This window comes from Petropleomorpha daqingensis (assembly GCF_013408985.1).
In the GTDB taxonomy this organism is placed as follows: domain Bacteria; phylum Actinomycetota; class Actinomycetes; order Mycobacteriales; family Geodermatophilaceae; genus Petropleomorpha; species Petropleomorpha daqingensis.
Genome location: NZ_JACBZT010000001.1, coordinates 4,339,647 through 4,355,377, shown reverse-complemented (window position 1 = coordinate 4,355,377; position 15,731 = coordinate 4,339,647). Strand labels below are relative to the sequence as shown.

The window sequence follows — 15,731 nt, the reverse complement described above, 5'->3', positions numbered from 1 at the left end:
CGGCGGGGTCAGTGTTGGGGATAACGGTCGGGGTCAGGAGGGGACGCGGTCGAGGAAGCCGAGGACGGTGCGCAGCCTGCCGTTGCCGTCGGTGACCGCGACGTCGGAGCCGGCGATCGGCGCCGCCTCCCCCTCCGGCCCCAGCTCCCACGAGAACCGCAGCTGCTCGTGGTGGCCGTCGACGGGGCCGGCCAGCCGGAAGACGAAGCCCGGGAACTGCGCCTGCACCGCCCCGATGGTGGCGGCGATGCCCTCGGTGCCCTCGGCGTCGACGAGCGGGTCGACGTAGCGGCCGTCGGCGGTCCAGAGCTCGGCCACGGCGCTGCGGCGGGCGGCGTCGTCGGTCTCGTTCCACGCGGCGATGTAGCGCTCGGCGAGGGTCGTGAAGTCGCTCATGACGGTGTCCTCTCGGATCGGCCACCCTGGTGGCGGCGCTGGGACCACCGTGGCGGGCCGAGGGAAGCGGGTCGATTACCTGGGAGGTAAGCGACGCGACGACGGCCGCCCCCTACGGTCGGCGCCATGACCTCCCCGCCCGTCGGCTCCCTGCTGCGCGACTGGCGGCAGCGGCGCCGGCTCTCGCAGCTCGACCTCTCCAACGAGGCCGGCGTCTCCGCCCGGCACCTCAGCTTCGTGGAGACCGGGCGGTCGCAGCCGAGCCGCGAGATGGTGCTGCACCTCGCCGAGTCGCTGGAGGTGCCGCTGCGGGCGCGCAACGAGCTGCTCGTGGCGGCCGGGTTCGCGCCGCTCTACGGTCGCCGCGGTCTCGACGCCCCGGACATGGCCGCCGTCCGGCGCGCCATCGACACCGTGCTGGCCGCCTACGAGCCGTTCCCGGCCGTGGTGGTCGACCGCGGCTGGCACCTGGTCGCGGGCAACCGCGGCGTGCCGCTGCTCACCGACGGCGCCGACCCGCGGCTGCTCGAGCCGCCGGTCAACGTGCTGCGGCTCTCGCTGCACCCCGACGGCATGGCGCCGCGGATCCGCAACCTCGCCCAGTGGCGGGCGCACGTGCTGCACCGGCTGGCCCGCGAGGCGCGGCTGTCCGGCGACCCGGCGCTGGCCGCCCTGCACCGCGAGCTCTCCCTGCTCCCCGGCGGCACGGACCCGCGCCCACCGGACGGCATCGCCGTCCCCTTGCGGATCCGGGCCGGGGACGGCGAGCTGTCGTTCCTGTCCACCGTCACGACGTTCGGCACCGCGGTCGACCTGACCGCCGCCGAGGTGAGCGTCGAGGCGTTCCTGCCCGCCGACGAGGCCACCGCCGACGCCGTGCGCGCGGCCCGCTAGGTCTGCCGGCCGAGCAGGGCCAGGAGCCGCGTCTGCGGCGACGCGCCCTCCGGCACGGGGACGTCGCCGCCGTACGCGCCGGTGCTCTTGAGCACTGCGACGTCCGGCTCGACCAGGCCGAGGGAGATCTCCACCAGGTCGGGGGCGAGCACCGGGTCGAGGCCGAGGGCGACGGCCAGGTCCCAGCCGTGCACCAGGACGTCGACCAGCCGGTGGCCGGCGTAGACGCGCCCCGGCACCGGCCCGTAGGAGACCGCGCACGGGGCGTCCAGCGCACCGGGTGCCTCGAAGGCGGACGCCGCTGCCGTGGCCGAGGCGTCGTAGGCGGCTCGCGGGTCGGCGCCGAGGACGTCGCCGGCGAACCGGTCGCCGACCTCGTCGATGGTGCGGCCGGCGGCGAGCTCGGCCACCCAGAGATTGCCCTCGACGACGTGACCGACGAGGGCCCGGACGTCCCAGTCGTCGTCCGGCGTGGGCAGTCCCCACTGGTCGGGCCGGATCTGCGCGACCAGCGAGCCGGTGGCGTCCAGCGCCCTCCGGTGGGCCTGCGCGATGTCGGGCTGGACGGTGGTCGTGGTCATCTCACTGCTCCTGTTCGAGACGGGGTGGCACCAGCGGGCCGATCAGGGCCCCGATCCGCCCGGCGACGTCGAGGACCGTGCGGTCCTCGAGGAACGGGCCGATCACCTGCAGCCCGACCGGCAGCCCGTCGCGGGTGAGGCCGGCGGGCACGACCGCGGCGGGCAGCCCGCACAGCCCGGGCAGCGACGCCCACGGGATCTGGTCGCCGTAGGGCCGCGGCCGCCCGTTGACGGTGATCCGGCGGGCGTCGACGTCCGGGGTGTGGTCGTGCGGGATCGCCGCCGTCGGCGTGATCGGGCAGACGAGGACGTCGTGGTCGCGGAAGAACGCCGCGCAGCCGGCCTTCACCCGCGCCTGCTCCTCGCGGGCCACGGCGACGTCCCGCGCGCGGGCGGTCACGTTGCGGGCGTGCCGGACCGGGGCGCTGTCGTCCTCGGGGTCCGCGGCCGCGGCGCGGCGGACCAGCCGGTCGAACACGGCGTCGGGGTAGGCCCCGCCGAACGCCGACTGGATGAGCCGCTGGGCCAGCCGCTCGGCGTCCCGCAGCGCGCACGGCCGGGCTTCGGTCACCGTCGCCCCCGCACTCCGCACGGCGTCGACCGCCGCCCCGAGCACGCGCAGGACCTCGGCGTCGACCGGGCAGAAGGCGTCGTCCAGCCAGGCGGCGACGCGGTAACCGGTCAGCGACCCGGCCCGGGGCGGTGGCAGCGCGAGCCGCCAGGCCACCGCGGCGGCCTCGTCGGGACCGGCCAGGACGTCGAGGGCCAGGCCCAGGTCGGCGGCGGAGCGGGCGAGCGGTCCGACGGTGCCCAGGTCGATCGGCGCGAGCGACCCGGGCGGCCCGGGCACGTGCCCGCGCGTGGGGATCAGCCCGACCGAGGGACGCAGGCCGTACACGCCGCAGTAGCCGGCCGGGTTGCGGATCGAGCCGCCCAGGTCGCTGCCGAGCTCCAGCGCGGTCAGCCCCGCGGCCAGCGCGGCGGCCGATCCCCCGCTGGAGCCGCCCACCGCCCGGGTCAGGTCCCACGGGTTGCTCGTCGTCCCGAAGACGGTGTTGTAGGTCTGGCAGTCGGCGGCGTAGGCGGGCACGTTCGTCTTGCCGAACAGGACGGCGCCGGCAGCGCGCAGCCGGGCGACGGCGTCCGCGTCGCGCACCGGGACGTGGTCGGCGTACTCGGCGGCGCCGGCCGTGGTGCGCAGCCCCGCCGTCTCCAGGCAGTCCTTGACCGTGACGGGCAGCCCGTGCAGCGGTCCCCAGCTCTCGCCGCGCGCGGTGGCGCGGTCGGCGTCGTCCGCTCGGGCGCGCGCCCGGTCGACGTCCAGGGTGACCACCGCGTTGATCGGCCCGCCGATGCGGGCGATGCGGTCCAGGTAGTGCTCGAGCAGCTCGCGGCTGCCCACCTCGCGGCGGGCCAGCGCGGCCAGCTGGGCGGTGGCGTCCGACCACGGCACGACGTCGGCAGAGGTTCGGGTCAGGGTCACGGCGTCCTCCTCGGGCAGCGCGGTCACCCGGGAGGCGCGAGATGCGGTCTCGCGGGCCGCGAGGCCGGATCTGGCGCCCCAGGGATGTCCGCACCGCCGTCCCAGGAGGAACCCGTGAGCACTCCCGTGATCGACCCGGCCCGCGCCGAGGCGGTGGCCGACCAGCTGCTGACCGAGCTGGGCGTCACCCTGAGCACCCTCACCACCGCGCTCGGCGTCCGCGCCGGGCTGTGGTCGGCCCTCGCCGACGCCGGCCCGCTGACCCCGGCCGAGCTGGCCGGGCGCACCGGCACCGCCGAGCCCTACGCGCGGGAGTGGTGCCGCACCCAGGCCGCGGCCGGCTACCTGCGCGTCGTCGGCGACGCCTTCGAGCTGCCCGCCGAGGTCGCCGCCGTGCTGGGGCAGATGGGCCCGATGATCGACGCCGCCACCACCATGCTCACCGCGACCGCGGCCCGGTTCCCCGCCTTCGAGGAGGCGTTCCGGACCGGTCGCGGCTTCGGCTGGGACGAGCGCGCCCCGGAGCACTGGCGCGGCGTGGACGCGTTCACGGCGGCGGCGATGACGCCGGACTTCCTGCCTGCCGCGATCACCGCGATGTCCGGGGTCGCCGACCGGCTGGCCGCCGGCGGATCGCTGCTGGACGTGGGCTGCGGCTTCGGCCGGCCGACGATCTGGATGGCGCAGGCCTTCCCCGCTGCCCGCGTCGTCGGCTGCGACTTCCACGACGCGTCGATCGCGGCGGCCCGCAAGGCGGCCGCCGCGGCCGGTCTCGCCGACCGCGTGGCGTTCGAGGTCGCTCCCGCCACCCGTGCGCCCGGGCAGGGCCACGCCGTCGTCGTGTTCGTCGACTCGCTGCACGACCTCGGCGACCCCGTCGGCGCGCTGACCCGGGCCCGGGAGGTGCTCGCGCCGGACGGCGCCGTGCTGCTCGTCGAGACGCGGGCCGGCGACCGCGTGGAGGACAACCTGCACCCGGTGGGCCGGATGTTCTACGCCGTCTCGACCATGTTCTGCACGCCCACGGCGGTCTCGCAGGGAGGCGCGGCGCTCGGCACCCTGGCCGGTCCGTCGGCGCTGACCGCCGTCGCGCGCGCGGCCGGCTTCGGCACGGTGCGGACGGTGCCGGTCGAGGCGCCGTTCAACCTGCTGCTGGAGCTGCGGCCGTGACCCGGCCAGGATGATCGGCGTGCCCGCCACGCTCGTCGGGCGCGGGCCGGTCCTGGCCGCTGCCCGCGCGGCGCTCGAGGAGTCGCTGGCCGGTGCCGGGCAGCTGCTGCTGGTCAGCGGCGAACCCGGCATCGGCAAGTCCGCGCTGCTGGCGGTCCTGTCGTCGGAGGCGGCGGCCCGCGGCGCGCGCGTGCTGCACGGGTCCTGCTGGGACGGCGCCGCCCCCGCGTACTGGCTGTGGACCCAGGTGCTGCGCTCCGCCCTGGAGCCGGGGCGGCTCACCAGCGCGGACCTCGGGGCCGCCGCCCGCCTGCTGCCGGCCGATCCCGCGAGCGACGCCGGCGAGGCGTCGCCGGACCCGGCCGAGGCCCGCTTCCGGCTGCTCGACGCCGTCGGCGAGACCCTGGCGCGCCTGGCCGCCCAGGCACCGGTCGTCGTCGTCCTCGACGACCTGCAGTGGGCCGACGAGCCCTCGCTGCAGCTGCTCGGCTTCCTCGTCCGCCGGCTCGGCGCGGCCCCGGTGCTCCTGCTCGGCGCCTACCGCGACGCGGAGGCCGGCCCGGCGGTCCGGGCCGTCACCGCCGGCGCGCAGCACCTCCCCCTGCTCGGCCTGACCCGGCCGGAGGTGGCCGCCCTGATGAGCGCCGTCGGGACGCCCGGCCCACCCTCGCGCGTGGTCACCGAGGTGTGGCAGCGCACCGGCGGCAACCCGTTCCTCGTCCGCGAGCTCACCCGGCTGCTGCTCGCCCAGGGTGGGTGGGGGCCCGACGACGGGACCCCCGGCCTGGACGCGGCCGTGCCCGACGCCGTCCGGGACACCCTCGAGCGACGCCTCGCGCGGCTGTCCTCGCCGTGCGCCGAGGCGCTCACCGCGGCCGCGGTGGCCGGCCCGGAGCTCCGCCAGGAGGTGCTGGTGCGCGTCGTGCCCGCCGGCGCCGAGCGGCCGCCGCTGGCCGACCTGCTCGCCGAGGCGGTCGCGGCCCGGGTCCTGCTGGGGCCGGCCGAGCCGTCGGGCCGGCACCGGTTCAGCCACGACCTGTACCGCGAGACGATCCTCGCCGGTCTGGTCCCCGCCGCCCGCCGCGACCTGCACCTGGCGATCGGCCGGGCGCTGCAGGCGGTCGCCGAGGCCGGAGGCGAGGTGCACCCCGCGGAGGTGGCCGACCACCTGCTGGCCGCCGGCACCGCCGAGGCCGCCGCCGACGCGGTGCGGTTCTCGGCCGCCGCCGCGACCGCGGCGATGGCCCGGCTGGGCTACGAGGAGGCCCGCCGGCACTACCTGCGCGCCCTCGCCGCGGCGGACCGGCTGCCCGGCGGCGACCCCGCCGAGCGGCTGGACCTGCTGCTCGGCCTGGCCGACGCGCGCAACCGCGCGGGCGACGCGGCGGGGGCACGGGAGGACCTCTCCCGGGCCGCCGAGCTGTCCCGCCGCCGCGGCGACGTCGAAGGCCTGGCCCGGGCCGCGGTCGCCCTGCACGGGCTCGGCGCGCGTGGCGCGGGCCCGGAGGCGACCGCGACCGCGGCGCTGCTGCGCGAGGCCGCCGTCGGGCTGCCGCCGGAGCCCTCGGAGCTGCGCGCGCTCGTCCTCACCGCCCTCGTCCGGTCGACGCGGCACCAGTTCGGCGGCACGGGGCAGGAGCACCTCGTCGCCGCCGCCGAGGAGGCGGTCGCCGTCGCCCGCGCCGTCGGCGAGCCCTCGACGCTGGCCCGCGCCCTGCTGGCCCTGCACGACGCGCTCTGGCAGTCGGGCTCGGGGCCGGCCCGGCTGGCCGTGCTCGACCGGATGCGGGGCGCCGCGGCCGCCGACGCCGACCTGCTGGCGCTGGTCCACCAGCTGCGGGCCGCGGCGCTGCTCGAGTCCGGCGATCCGCGGGGCCGCGCCGAGCTGGCCACCTACGTCGAGCTCGTGGCGGCGTCCGGCACCGCGCGCGGCCGCTACGAGGCCATGACCCGCAGGGCCACGCTCGCGGCGATCGCCGGGGAGGCCGCCGAGGCCGATCGGATCGCCGGCGAGGCGTTCGAGCGGGGCCGGGCCATCGGCGAGGCCGACGCGGCCGGCGTCCAGGGCACGCTGCGCGGCTCGCTCCTGGTGCTGGGCTCGCCGGCGGCGGGCCGCACCTCCCCCGCCGAGTTCGCCGCGGGGGCGCCGAGCCCCGCCCACGCGCCCGTGCTCCGTGCCGTCGCGCAGCTCGCTCGGGGGGAGACCGACCGGGCCCGGCAGGAGCTGACCGGTTTCGCCGTCGACGACCTGCCGGTGATGCACGACCTGGAGCCCCTGGCCCTCCTGGCCGCCGTCGTCGCGCCGGCGGGGTCGGCCGACCAGCGCGAACGGGTCCTCGCCCGGCTGCTCCCCTACTCGGGCCTGCACGTCGTGGTCGGCGGCTGCGCGTCGTACTGGGGCGCCGTCGACCACCACCTGGGGGCGCTGTCCGCCGCCCTCGGCCGGGACGACGACGCCGCCCGGTTCCTGACGTCGGCCCGCACGGCCTACGACCGGCTGGGGGCACCGGCGTGGGCGCAGCGCTGCACGGAAGCGCTCGCCGGGCTGCCTTCGGACCGCACCGACGTGCCGGTGTTCCGCTTCGACGGGGCGTCCTGGGAGCTGTCCTACCGGGGGCGGACCGTGCACCTGCCCGACGCGAAGGGCATCCGCGACCTGACGGTCCTGCTCGCCGAGCCCGGTACCGACGTTCCCGCGCTGCGGCTGCTCGGCGGCGAGGAGGCCGGCGGCGCCGACCCGGTGCTCGACGACCGGGCGCGCGCGGCCTACCGGGCCCGGCTGGCCGAGCTGGACGCCGAGATCGAGGAGGCGGAGGACCGGCACGACCCGGCGCGCGCGGAGAGGGCCACCGCCGAGCGGCAGGCCCTCGTGCACGAGCTGGCCGCGGCGGCCGGGCTCGGCGGGCGCACGCGTCGCCTGGGCGACCGCGGCGAGCGGGCCCGCAAGACGGTCACCGCGCGGATCCGGGACGCGCTGCGGCGCATCGAGGAGGTCCACCCGGAGCTGGGCGCGCACCTGCGCGCCACGGTCACCACCGGGACGGCGTGCAGCTACGCGCCGGAACCTCAGCCGGCCGCCGGGTCGCCGTCCGCGTAGGGCTGCAGCCGCAGCTGCCGCTGGGTGGCGTCGGGCTGCGTCGTCCGCAACCGGTCGAGCTCGTCCATCCCCGCGTGCAGGAAGCGCCCCGACCACTGGTCCAGCTCGCCCGCGGCGATCGCGGCGACGAAGGCCACCACCTGCTCGGGGTCGGTCCACTCGGTGCGGTTCTCGTGCAGCGACATCGAGGTCGACATCGACGTCCTCACGACCCCGGGCGCGAGGTCGAAGACGTGCACCCCGGTGCCCTCCAGGCCGGCGGCGAGGACCTCGGTGAGCCGCATGAGGCCGGTCTTGCCGACCGAGTACGCCGAGTACAGCCGCCCGCCGCGGGTGGACAGCCCGCTGGCGAGGTCGACCACCCGGCCGCTGCCGCGCTCCACCATCCCCGGGACGACGGCCCGGGCCGGCAGCAGACCGCCGCGGATGTGGCTGGTGACGACCGCCCACCACTCGTCGGGGTCGGCCTGCCAGACCGGGACCTCCTCGGCGTCCATCTGCCCGGCGTTGTTGACCAGCAGGTCGATCCGGCCGAACTCGCCGAGCACCCGCCCGACGGCGTCCTCGACCGCCTCGCGGTCGGTGACGTCGGCGGCGACGGCGAGCGTCCGCGCGCCCGTGGAGTCGGCGATCACGTCCATCTCGGTGCGCAGCCGGTCCTCGCCGCGAGCCAGCCCGGCCACGGCCATGCCCCGGCGGGCCAGGCCCTCGGCCAGGTGCCGCCCGATCCCCGTGGAGGCACCCGTGACCAGCGCGACCCCGTTCGGCTCAGGCACGTGCCGTGGCTCCCGTCCGCTCGGCCGCCGCGGCGGCGGCCGCGTCGCGCACCGCCGTCGCCTCCTCGCTGGTCAGCGTCCGGTCCGGCGCCCGCAGCGTGAGCGCGTAGGCCAGCGACTTCCGGCCGGCCGCGATGGAGGAACCGGTGTAGACGTCGAAGAGCCGCAGGTCCTCCAGCAGCTCCCCGGCCCCGGCGCGCAGAGCGGCCTCCACGTCGGCGGCCGGGACGTCGCCGTCCACGACCAGCGCGAGGTCGATCAGCACCGGCGGGAAGGTCGACACGTGCGGGCCGACCGGCACCTCGGCGGCCGGCAGCGCGTCGACGTCGAGCTCCATCACCGACGTGCGGGCCGGCAGGTCCAGCGCGGCGCACACCCGCGGGTGCAGCTCGCCGGCGTGCCCGACGACGCGGTCGCCGACCAGCAGCTCGGCGCAACGGCCCGGGTGCCACGGCGCGCGCTCCCCGGCCCGCACCGTCAGCTCGACCCCGGCGGTCGCGGCCACGAGGCGGGCGGCCTCGATCGCGTCGGCCCAGATCGCGGGCCGTCCGGGACCCCACCAGCCGCGCGGCTCACGGTGGCCGGCCAGCGCGACGCCGACGTGCCACGGCTGGTCGGGCACGGCGCCGAGCAGGGCGGCGAGGGTCGCGTCGTCCGGACGGCGGTCGACCCCGGGCACCGGCGCCGGCGTGCGCACGCCGCCGGGGAACACCGCCCCGTGCTCGAAGAGCGCGACGTCGCGCTGGCCGCGGGCCAGGTTGCGGGCCAGGGTCGCGAGCAGGCCGGGCACCAGCGTGGTGCGCAGGGCCGGCTCCTCCTCCGAGAGCGGGTTGCGCACGATCACCACCTGCCGGCGCGGGTCGTCCGCGGGCAGGCCGAGGGCGTCGAGCGCCGCCGTCCCGACGAACGGGTAGGACGGCGCCTCCACGTACCCGGCCTCGGCCAGGGTGCGGCCGATGCTGCGCCGCCGGCGCTGCCGGTCGGTGAGCCCGCGCCCCGGCGGGGCGGTCGGCAGCACCGAGGGCACCTCGTCGTAGCCGGCCAGCCGGACGACCTCCTCGGCCAGGTCGGCCGGGTCGGTCAGGTCGGGCCGCCACGACGGCGGAACGACGTCGAGCACCTCGCCGTCGGCGGTCATGACGCAGCCGACCGCGTCGAGCAGCTCGACGACCTGCCGCGGGTCGTAGTCGATCCCGGCCACCCGCGCGGGCAGCGCGGGGTCGAGCCGGATCGGCGTGCGCGGGGTCCGGGTGTCGACGTCGACCGGGGCGCCGACCACGCGGGCGCCGCCGTACCGCGTCAGCAGCGCGGCCGCGCGGGCCAGCGCGGCCACGGTCATCTCCGGGTCGACACCGCGCTCGAACCGCTTGGCCGCCTCGCTGGGCAGCCGGTGCCGGCGCGCGGTGCGGGCCACGCCGGTCGGCTCCCAGTGCGCCGCCTCCAGCAGCACGTTGGTGGTGCCGTCGCCGATCTCGGTGGACGCGCCGCCCATGACCGCGGCCAGGCCGATCGGCCCGCTGTCGTCGGTGATGAGCAGGTCGTCGGTCGACAGCACGCGCTGGACGCCGTCGAGGGTGGTCAGCTTCTCGCCCTCGCCGGCCAGCCGCACGACGATCGGGCCCCGGACGGCGTCCCGGTCGAAGGCGTGCATCGGCTGGCCGAGCTCGAGCATCACGTAGTTGGTGACGTCGACGGCCAGCGAGATCGACCGGACGGCGGACTGGGCCAGCCTGCGGCGGATCCACCACGGGGTCGGCGCGGTCGGGTCGAGGCCCTCGAGCGCGATCATCGAGAACCGGTCGCAGCGCTCGGGGTCGGCGACCTCGACCCGCCACGCGGGCTCGCCGGACCACGCCGGCGGGGGAAGCGCGCCCGGGTCGCGCCAGTCGACGGCCAGGCCGGTGCCCATCTCCCGCGCCAGGCCGCGCATGGCCAGGCAGTAGCCGCGGTCGGGGGTGATCGCCAGCTCGATGACGACGTCGTCCAGCCCGACCAGCGAGCCGGCGGGTGTGCCCGGCTCCGGGGCGTCGTCCCCCAGCACCAGGATGCCGGTGTGGTCCTCGCCGATCCCGAGCTCGCGGACCGAGCAGATCATCCCGTCGGAGATCCGGTCGTAGGTCGTCCGAGCGGCGATCTCGAACCCGCCGGGCAGCACCGCGCCGGGCAGCGCGACCACCACGGCGTCGCCGACGGCGAAGTTCCGCGCGCCGCAGACGATGCCGCGCGGTTCTGCCTCGCCGACGTCGACCCGGCAGTAGCGGATCGGCTTCTTGAAGCCGGTCAGCTCCTCGATCTCCAGCACCCGGCCGACCACGAGCGGGCCGGTGACCTGCTCGGGCCGGTGGATCTCCTCGACCTCGAGGCCCAGGCGGACGAACGCGGTGTCGAGCTCCTCGACCGTCGTCCCCGCGGGGATGTCGACGTACTCCGCCAGCCAGGCGACGGGAACCCTCACTGCTCCACCCCGAAAGACCTCGTGAACCGGACATCGCCCTCGACGATGTCGCGCATGTCCCCCACACCCGAGCGGAACTGCAGGGCGCGCTCGATGCCCATGCCGAACGCGAAGCCGGAGTACTCCTCCGGGTCGATGCCGCAGGCGATGAGCACCCGCGGGTTGACCATCCCGCAGCCGCCCCACTCGACCCAGCGCGGGCCGTCGCGGTGCTCGGGGAACCAGACGTCGAACTCGGCCGACGGCTCGGTGAACGGGAAGTACGACGGCCGCCACCGGGTGACCGCGTCGGCGCCGAACAGCGACCGCGCGAGGTGGTCGAGCGTGCCGCGCAGGTGCGCCATGGTCAGGCCGCGGTCGACGGCCAGGCCCTCGACCTGGTGGAACACCGGGGTGTGCGTCGCGTCGAGCTCGTCGGTCCGGTAGACCCGGCCGGGCGCGATCACGTAGATCGGCGGCGTGCGCTCGAGCATCGTGCGCGCCTGCACCGGGCTGGTGTGCGTGCGCAGCACCAGGCCGGAGTCCTCCGGCGCGACGAAGAAGGTGTCCATCATCGTGCGTGCCGGGTGGTCGCGGCCGATGTTGAGCGCGTCGAAGTTCAGCCACTCCGCCTCGAGCTCGGGGCCCTCGGCGACCTCGTAGCCCATGCCGACGAAGATGTCGGCGATCCGGTCGGTGAGCGTGGTCAGCGGGTGCCGGGCGCCGCGCGGGGCGCGGTTCCAGGGCAGCGTGACGTCGACCCGTTCCTCGGCCAGCACGCGCTCGTCGCGCTCGGCCTCCAGGTCGGCCCGCCGCTGCTCGTAGGCCTCGGTGACCGCGGTGCGCGCGGCGTTGACCCGCTTGCCGGCATCGGCGCGGGCCGCGGGCGGCAGCGCGCCGAGCTCGCGGCGGGCCAGCAGCACCGGGGCGCGGTCGCCGAGGTGGGCGGGCCGGACGGCGGCCAGCGCCTCCAGATCACCGGCCCCCGCGAAGGCCTTGACCGCGGCGTCGACCGCGGCGTCGAGGGAGTCCGCGGACAGGGCGGCCACCTGCTTCGGGTCGTAGGGATCGTTCGCGCCGGACACGGGAGGCCATTCTGCCCGGCGCCGTCCCCCGCCCGCCGCCGGGTTTCCGGTCCGGCATGCTGGGCGGGTGGCGGCGCTCCTGGCTCTGGCCTCGGCGCTGGTCTACGGCAGCGCCGACTTCTGCGGCGGCCTGGCCACCCGGCGGGCGAACGCGCAGTCGGCGGTGGCCGGCGCCCAGAGCGTCGGGCTGGTCCTCCTGCTCGCGCTGCTGCCCTGGCTGGGCGGACCGGCGTCGGTCGCCGACCTCGCCTGGGCCGCGGCGGCCGGTGCTGCCGGGACCCTCGGGCTGGTGCTGTTCTACCGGGCGCTCGCCGACGGCGTGATGAGCGTCGTCGCGCCGGTCACGGCGCTCTGCGCCGCCGCGGTGCCGGTCCTCGTGGGACTCGCGCTCGGCGACCGGCTCGGCGTACCGGCCGCGGTCGGCATCGCGCTGGCGCTGGTCGCCGTCGTCCTCGTCTCCGCCGACGCCGGGCTGGCGTCGCTGGGGCGGGTGCGCCCTGCCGGGTTGGGCCTGCCCTTGGCGGCCGGCGTCGGGTTCGGGTTGTTCTTCGCCCTGCTCGCCCAGGTCTCGTCGGACGCGGGGCTGAGCCCGCTGATCGCCGAGCGGGTCACCGCCGTCGTCCTGCTGCTGCTGGTCGCCGTCGCCCGGCGGAGCCCACCGCGGCTGCCGCGCGCCGCCCTGCCGCTCGTGCTGCTCAGCGGGGTGCTCGACATCGCCGCGAACGTGCTCTACCTGGTGGCCACGCAGCTACCGGGACAGCTGGCGGTCGTCGGCGTCCTGGCGTCGCTGTACCCGGTGAGCACCGTCGTCCTGGCCCAGGTGGTGCTGCGGGAGCGGCTGGTGCCGGCGCAGCTGGCCGGGCTCGGCGCGGCGGTGCTCGCCGTCGTCCTCATCACGGTGTGACCCGAACGGGTCAGCCAGGCCCCGCTCGGGTGCCGGCGCGGCCGGAGCGGCCGATGCCTTGCACGTGGACCTCGCCCTCGCCGCCGCCCTCGCTCCCGGGGGCGTCCGCAGCGTCTTCCAGCCGATCGTCGACCTCGACAGCGGGGCCGTCGTCGCCTACGAGGCGCTGGCCCGCGGCCCGGAGGGTCCGCTGGAGCGGCCGGACGCGCTGTTCGCCGCCGCCCGTGCGGCCGGCCGGCTCGCCGAGCTGGACGCCGCCTGCCGCACCGCGGCCTTCCGCGGCGCGGTCGGCGCCGCGCTGGTCGCCCCGCTGACGGTGTTCGTCAACGTCGAGCCCGCGGTGCTCGACACCGCTCCCCTGGCCGAGCTGCTGGCGATCGCCGAGCAGGCGCCGGGGCAGCTGCGGATCGTCCTGGAGATCACCGAGCGCGCGCTGGCGGCCCGCCCGGCCGAGCTTCTTCGGACGGTGGAGCGGGTGCGCAGCGTCGGCTGGGGCATCGCCGTGGACGACGTCGGCGCCGAGTCGCTGTCGCTGGCGTTCCTGCCGCTGCTGCGCCCGGACGTGGTCAAGCTCGACCTGCGGCTGGTGCAGGAGCGCCCCGGCCCCGCGATCGCCGAGATCATGAACGCGGTCAACGCCCACGCCGAGCGCACCGGAGCGCTGGTGCTCGCCGAGGGGATCGAGACCGAGCAGCACCTGGTCACCGCCCGCGCGCTCGGCGCGACCCTCGGGCAGGGCTGGCTGTTCGGCCGCCCGGCCGCCGGGCCCGTCGCCGACCGGCCGGTGGCCGCGCTGCCCCTGCCCGCGCCGGCCGCGGAGGAGCCGGACGGCCGCTCCCCGTTCGCCTGCCTGCCGCCCGGCGTCCCGCTGCGGCGCTCGCCCAAGGCGCTGCTCATCGAGCTGTCCAAGCAGCTCGAGCGGGAGGCTGCACGGCTGGGCGAGACCTGCGTGGTCGCCGCCGCGTTCCAGGAGGCGCGGCACTTCACGGTCGCGACCGGCCGCCGCTACCGCGAGCTGGTCGACCGGGCCGGCTTCGTCTGCGCGCTCGGCGCGGACCTGCCGGCCGAGCCGCTGCCCGGCGTGCGCGGAGCCGCGCTCGACGCCGACGACCCGGTGCTCGGTGAGTGGGACGTCGTCGTCCTGGGTCCGCACTTCGCCGCGGCGCTGCTCGCCCGCGACCTGTCCGACGACGGGCCCGACCTCGAGCGCACCTTCGAGTACGCGCTCACCTACGACCGCGACACCGTCGTCCGTGCCGCCGCGGCGCTGCTCTCGCGGGTGGCGCCGGCCGTCGGCGGACCCCGGCCGACGCTGCCGGCCCCCGTCCCCGTGCGCGACCCGGTGCTGGAGCGGGCCCTGGCCGCCGAGCAGGAGCTCCGCGCCGAGCGCGACCGCAGCCGCGGCTACCTCGCCCGGCTGGAGGAGCTCGTGGGCACCGACCCGGTGACCGGCCTGCCCGGGCGCCAGCGGATCGCCGAGGAGCTGGAGACGGCGGTGTGGTCGGCCCGCGCCGGGGACGACGGGCTGGCGCTGCTGGTCCTCGACGTGGACGGCGTGCTGACCGCGACCGGCATGTGGGGCCACGACGCCGGCGACGAGCTGCTGCGCGCGGTGGCCGACCGGCTCCGCGGTGCACTGCGCCGCAAGGACCTGCTGGCCCGGATCGGCGGGCACGAGTTCCTCGTCGCGCTGCGCGACCTGCGGCCCGACGTCGCCCGGGCGCAGGCACTGCGGATCGGCAGCGAGCTGCTGGAGACGGTGCGCCGGCCGGTGCTGCTGGAGGGCACCGACGTCCCCGTCGGCGCCCGGCTCGGCCTGGCGGTGTTCCCGGAGGACGGACCGGAGGCCGACGACCTGCTGCGCGCCGCCTCGCTCAACCGCCACGAGCGCACCCCGGGCTGAGCGGGCGTTCAGTCTTCGGCTGCGTCCAGGAGCTCGACCGGGAACGGCGGCCGGTCCAGGCCGACCACCCGGGTGTTGCCCCAGGCGTCGCGCTCGGTGGCCTCGGCGCGGGCGCTGCCGTGCGGCGTGGTGAGCACCAGCACCGCGCGCGGGGCGTACCCGGCGGCGACCCGGCCGCTCCACACGACGTGGCCGGCCAGCGGGTCGAACCGCGCGGCCAGGGCGGCGTGCGCCGTCCGCGGCTGCTCCCCCTCGACGGCGACCGTGACCTCGCCCTCGTAGCCCTCCGGCGCGTCGTTCACGCGTTCCTCCGCGGCGGCAGGAGGGTGCCCAGCCCGCCCCAGGCGAGGTCGGTGAGCTGCTCGACGAGGTCGGCGGCGGGCACGCTGCGCGTCCCCGACCACCAGTGCGCGGTCAGCTGCACCATGCCGACGACGCCGTAGGCCCAGGTCAGCGCCGGCGCCGCGGGGCGGCCGGCGTCGGCGAGCCGCTCCCCCACCAGCAGGCCCAGCGCCTCGGCGATCTCCCGCTCGGTGGCCGCGACGAGGTCCTTGCGCCCGGAGCGGCCGGCGTGGGCGTAGGCGAAGCGGTACAGCGCCGGCTCGTCCTCGATGAGCGCGACGAACGCGGCGATGACGGCGTGCAGCCGGTCGCGGTCGTCCGGCCGGTCGACCGCGAGCTCGCCGAGCAGCCGCGGCAGCAGCACCGCGCCGGAGATGCGCTCGAGGACGGCGTCGATCAGCTCGTCCTTGTCGCTGAAGTAGCGGTAGATGACCGTCTTCGACACCTGCGCCTGGCGGGCGACGTCCTCGACGGCGAAGTCGGGGCCGGCGCCGCGGACGGCCTCGACGGCGGCGCCGACCAGCTCCTCGCGACGGGCGCGGCGGTGCTCGGTCCAGCGCGAGCGCCGGCCGTCGGTCCCCGACACGCCCGGCGTCTCGGTCACGGTTTGCATGTGTTTCACGGTAACAGCTACCCTTCGTCACACCATCGCTCGTCGTCCCGGAG

The 15,731-nt window shown here is 77.3% G+C and carries 13 protein-coding genes; 5 read left to right on the top strand and 8 right to left on the bottom strand.

Annotated features, from left to right (window positions below):
* Nucleotides 1-33: 33 nt before the first annotated feature.
* Entirely contained in the window at nt 34-396 is a 363-nt protein-coding gene (locus GGQ55_RS21535) for a nuclear transport factor 2 family protein (protein WP_179720262.1), read from the bottom strand.
* A 126-nt stretch (nt 397-522) separates the two neighbouring features.
* Between GGQ55_RS21535 and GGQ55_RS21530 the strand changes: the two genes are divergently transcribed.
* On the top strand, nt 523-1,290 hold the full coding sequence (locus GGQ55_RS21530) for a helix-turn-helix domain-containing protein (protein ID WP_179720260.1): 768 nt from the start codon (nt 523-525) through the stop codon (nt 1,288-1,290).
* On the opposite strand, the gene GGQ55_RS21525 is transcribed toward GGQ55_RS21530, so the two are convergent.
* Both GGQ55_RS21525 and GGQ55_RS21520 read right to left on the bottom strand, forming a co-directional pair.
* Nucleotides 1,287-1,871 (bottom strand): TIGR03086 family metal-binding protein, encoded by a 585-nt coding sequence (locus GGQ55_RS21525; RefSeq protein WP_179720258.1) that lies wholly within the window; start codon nt 1,869-1,871, stop codon nt 1,287-1,289. The two genes, GGQ55_RS21530 and GGQ55_RS21525, sit on opposite strands and share 4 nt — an antisense overlap.
* A 1-nt stretch (nt 1,872) precedes the next feature.
* Entirely contained in the window at nt 1,873-3,354 is a 1,482-nt protein-coding gene (locus tag GGQ55_RS21520) for an amidase (protein WP_218859372.1), read from the bottom strand.
* 114 nt (nt 3,355-3,468) lie between these two features.
* Between GGQ55_RS21520 and GGQ55_RS28605 the strand changes: the two genes are divergently transcribed.
* Together GGQ55_RS28605 and GGQ55_RS21510 are read left to right on the top strand one after the other, a co-directional pair.
* Nucleotides 3,469-4,524, top strand: a complete 1,056-nt coding sequence (locus tag GGQ55_RS28605) for a class I SAM-dependent methyltransferase (protein ID WP_179720256.1) — start codon at nt 3,469-3,471, stop codon at nt 4,522-4,524.
* 19 nt (nt 4,525-4,543) lie between these two features.
* On the top strand, nt 4,544-7,621 hold the full coding sequence (locus tag GGQ55_RS21510; RefSeq protein ID WP_179720254.1) for an ATP-binding protein: 3,078 nt from the start codon (nt 4,544-4,546) through the stop codon (nt 7,619-7,621).
* On the opposite strand, the gene GGQ55_RS21505 is transcribed toward GGQ55_RS21510, so the two are convergent.
* Genes GGQ55_RS21505 through pheS form a run of 3 tightly spaced genes read right to left on the bottom strand, consistent with a single transcriptional unit; the run spans nt 7,591 to nt 11,916 of the window.
* A complete protein-coding gene (locus GGQ55_RS21505) occupies nt 7,591-8,397 on the bottom strand; it encodes an SDR family oxidoreductase (protein WP_179720252.1) in 807 nt (268 codons plus the stop codon). The genes GGQ55_RS21510 and GGQ55_RS21505 overlap by 31 nt on opposite strands.
* The gene (gene pheT / locus GGQ55_RS21500) at nt 8,390-10,852 is read right to left on the bottom strand and encodes a phenylalanine--tRNA ligase subunit beta (RefSeq protein ID WP_179720250.1); all 2,463 of its coding nucleotides are present in this window, start codon (nt 10,850-10,852) and stop codon (nt 8,390-8,392) included. Before pheT ends, GGQ55_RS21505 begins: the two co-directional genes overlap by 8 nt.
* The gene (gene pheS / locus GGQ55_RS21495; RefSeq protein WP_179720248.1) at nt 10,849-11,916 is read right to left on the bottom strand and encodes a phenylalanine--tRNA ligase subunit alpha; all 1,068 of its coding nucleotides are present in this window, start codon (nt 11,914-11,916) and stop codon (nt 10,849-10,851) included. The genes pheT and pheS overlap by 4 nt, the downstream gene beginning before the upstream one ends.
* 67 nt (nt 11,917-11,983) lie before the next feature.
* Between pheS and GGQ55_RS21490 the strand changes: the two genes are divergently transcribed.
* Both GGQ55_RS21490 and GGQ55_RS21485 read left to right on the top strand, forming a co-directional pair.
* Nucleotides 11,984-12,820, top strand: coding sequence for an EamA family transporter (locus GGQ55_RS21490; protein WP_179720246.1), 837 nt, complete (start codon nt 11,984-11,986; stop codon nt 12,818-12,820).
* A 64-nt stretch (nt 12,821-12,884) separates the two neighbouring features.
* On the top strand, nt 12,885-14,723 hold the full coding sequence (locus GGQ55_RS21485; RefSeq protein WP_366489933.1) for an EAL domain-containing protein: 1,839 nt from the start codon (nt 12,885-12,887) through the stop codon (nt 14,721-14,723).
* An 8-nt stretch (nt 14,724-14,731) separates the two neighbouring features.
* On the opposite strand, the gene GGQ55_RS21480 is transcribed toward GGQ55_RS21485, so the two are convergent.
* Both GGQ55_RS21480 and GGQ55_RS21475 read right to left on the bottom strand, forming a co-directional pair.
* Nucleotides 14,732-15,025 carry a DUF4873 domain-containing protein gene (locus GGQ55_RS21480; RefSeq protein WP_179720242.1) on the bottom strand — a complete coding sequence of 98 codons (294 nt, stop codon included), beginning with the start codon at nt 15,023-15,025 and terminating at the stop codon, nt 14,732-14,734.
* On the bottom strand, nt 15,022-15,678 hold the full coding sequence (locus tag GGQ55_RS21475; RefSeq protein ID WP_179720241.1) for a TetR/AcrR family transcriptional regulator: 657 nt from the start codon (nt 15,676-15,678) through the stop codon (nt 15,022-15,024). The genes GGQ55_RS21480 and GGQ55_RS21475 overlap by 4 nt, the downstream gene beginning before the upstream one ends.
* Nucleotides 15,679-15,731 lie beyond the last annotated feature (53 nt).

Bases quoted from the DNA above. Each gene is read 5' to 3' on its own strand.
- GGQ55_RS21525 (WP_179720258.1), bottom strand. From the start codon at position 1,871: ATGACCACGACCACCGTCCAGCCCGACATCGCGCAGGCCCACCGGAGG.
- GGQ55_RS21475 (WP_179720241.1), bottom strand. From the start codon at position 15,678: ATGCAAACCGTGACCGAGACGCCGGGCGTGTCGGGGACCGACGGCCGG.
- GGQ55_RS21535 (WP_179720262.1), bottom strand. From the start codon at position 396: ATGAGCGACTTCACGACCCTCGCCGAGCGCTACATCGCCGCGTGGAAC.
- GGQ55_RS21530 (WP_179720260.1), top strand. From the start codon at position 523: ATGACCTCCCCGCCCGTCGGCTCCCTGCTGCGCGACTGGCGGCAGCGG.